Annotated in this window: 2 protein-coding genes and 2 pseudogenes; all 4 read left to right on the forward strand. The window is 60.6% G+C overall.

Annotated features, from left to right (window positions below):
- The coding region (locus EOA86_RS39375; RefSeq protein ID WP_206630017.1) for a hypothetical protein at positions 1-334 on the forward strand (334 nt) is incomplete at its 5' end.
- A gap of 126 nt (positions 335-460) precedes the next feature.
- A pseudogene (locus EOA86_RS40245) lies at positions 461-659 on the forward strand (hypothetical protein); the annotation flags it as partial.
- 120 nt (positions 660-779) lie between these two features.
- Positions 780-1978: pseudogene (locus EOA86_RS13760) on the forward strand (IS256 family transposase).
- A 179-nt stretch (positions 1979-2157) separates the two neighbouring features.
- A partial coding sequence (locus EOA86_RS13765) for an IS110 family transposase (RefSeq protein ID WP_128342140.1) occupies positions 2158-2593 on the forward strand: 436 nt, incomplete at its 3' end.

Consider the following 2593-nt stretch of genomic DNA (forward strand, 5'->3'; position numbering starts at 1 on the left):
GGTCTGCTACCAAGACCCGCCTATGGTCCCGCAAGAATGCTGCCCATCATCGAGCGAAATGCGCGCCCATCCTCCTCCGAAATCGCTGCCCGCCACCACGGAACACGCAGCATGCATCGAGCCCGACCTGCTCGACAAGGAGATCGAAGGACATTCATTTTTGCCGGCGGGTTCTGACGAACATCCAACTCCAACCATGTGCCTGCGAACTCTCGCAAACATGTATAATGGAGTCGATATCACCATCAGCCTAGCGTCCTCCAAATTGCGTATTTCAGGCGATCGTGTGCACGGATTTCTCGGGATCGTGAGCAACGATTTCAGACGATCGTGAGCAGCGATTTCAGGTGATCGTGAGCACCTTTTTGGAGGTGTGGGACGCTTCGGCCGACAACTCAGCCAGTCTACAGGATGCCTCGTTTCAAAACGAGGAAGCCGGATGCCAACCCCCTGATTGTCGATGCGCCGGAAGAGAAGCTTTACATATAAGTCACGCGCTATCGCGCACACGCTCGGGTGAGCAATGGCGTTGTGCATGGTTATCTGCGGCGGACCCGTCTCCCCGGGATGAGCTGGCCACTGCCCGGGGATGGGATGACGAAGGCCTTGAGCTGCTGCTCTTCCCAGGCCCGCAAAGCCCCGGGCGGCCGGTGCCCGATAGTGTCCTGAAGGTTCTGCAAAAAGCTCTGGAGAGAGAACAGCCCTTACTCTGAGGCGAGGGGCGGCCATGGCACGCTGGTGACGTTGCGATCACCGATTCCCGTGGAAGGGTAAGTGCCATGACCAAGCGCGACGTTAGACTGAACAGAGGCGAGTTGAAAGCGTTGCTGTTGTCGGATGAGGACGGCTTTCGCAGAGTTTTGCAGACTGTCGTGCAGGAGGCTTTGGAAGCCGAGATGACGAGGCGATCGGGGCCGAGAAAGGCGAGCGGACGACGGAGCGGGTTGGTTACCGGTCCGGCTATTACGAACGCAAGCTTGTGACGCGGGTTAGCGTGCTGGAGCTTCGGGCTCCGCAAGATCGGGCCGGCCGGTTCTCGAGGGAGTTGTTTGAGCGTTATCAGCGCTCGGAGAAGGCACTGGTATCGGCGCTGGTCGAGATGTACGTGCAAGGCGTGTCGACGCGCAAGGTGAAGGCGATCACCGAGGAGCTGTGCGGCCATTCCTTCTCGGCCTCGACGGTAAGCTAGGCGACGGCGCGGCTGGATGAAGCCCTGAAGGCGTTCTTTGAGCAGCGGCTTGCCGAACCTTACCCGTACCTCATTCTGGATGCGCGCTATGAGCGGGCGCGCGAAGCCGGCGTGATCGCCAGCCAGGCGGTGCTGGTGGCGATCGGGGTCGACTGGGAGGGCCGGCGCCAGGTGCTCGGTGTCGAACTGGCCAACCGGGAAAGCCATTCGAGCTGGCGCGCGTTCGTGGCAGGGCTCAAGCAGCGCGGACTTGCCGGCGTCGAGTTTGTCGTCTCCGACGACCATCCGGGGCTCAGGGCAGCGATCCGGGAAGTCCTGCCCGAGGCAGTCTGGCAGCGCTGTTACGTGCACTTCCTCAGAAACGCGCTCGATTATGTGCCGCGCAAGGTCGATGACGACTGCCTGATGGAGCTCAGATGGTTCTATGACCGGCGCGACCTAGCCGAGGTCAAGCGCGACCTGGCGCAGTGGATCGCCAAATGGCAGGCCAAATACCCGAAGCTGGTGGATTGGGTGGAGAACAACATCGAGGAGACGCTGAGCTTCTATCGGCTGCCGCTGCCGCATCACAAGCACATGAAGTCGACGAACATGCTGGAGCGGCTGAACCAGGAGATCAAGCGGCGCACCCTGGTCGTTCGCATCTTCCCCAACCCGCAGAGCTGTTTGCGGCTGGTTCGGGCATTGGCGGTGGAGATCCACGAGAACTGGCTCGAGGCGACCCGCTACCTCAACACGGATCATCTGCGCGAGCACAAGAAGGAGAACCTGAGGGCACTGGCCGCCTGAGACGCGGCCGCCATGTCCGCCGCTCCGCTAAACACGGGGGCTGCGCGGCGGACACGCCAACGTCACCGCTGAATGCCACGCCATTTTTGCTGATGGGGTGGATGCCAGCCTTCTCCGACGGCATCGCAATGTGCCAAAGTTTGTGGTGTTAGCGCCACGCAAAGGAGAGGCAGGCATCGATGGAAAAGGTTACCATCATTGGGGTCGATCTGGCAAAGAACGTCTTTCAGCTGCACGGGGCGGCAGCTGATGGATCGGTTGTGTTCCGCAAGAAGCTGTCGCGCCTGCAGTTTTGCAAGTTCATGGCGAGTCAACCGGCATGTGTCGTGGCGATGGAAGCGTGCGGCAGCTCGCACTACTGGGCCCGTCAGATGGCTCGGCTTGGCCATGAGCCAAGACTGATTGCCCCGGCCTATGTCAAACCGTTCGTCAAGCGGCAGAAGAACGACGTCGCAGATGCGGAGGCGATCGTCGAAGCAGCGCAACGACCGACAATGCGCTTTGTCGAACCGAAGACCAAGGAGCAGCAGTCCCGGGCTATCGTGTTTCGCACCAGAGAGCAGTTCGTGAATCAGCGAACCGAATTGGTGAATGCGCTGCGCGCGCACCTCTATG

The organism is Mesorhizobium sp. M5C.F.Ca.IN.020.32.2.1, assembly GCF_004023105.1.
GTDB lineage: Bacteria > Pseudomonadota > Alphaproteobacteria > Rhizobiales > Rhizobiaceae > Mesorhizobium > Mesorhizobium wenxiniae.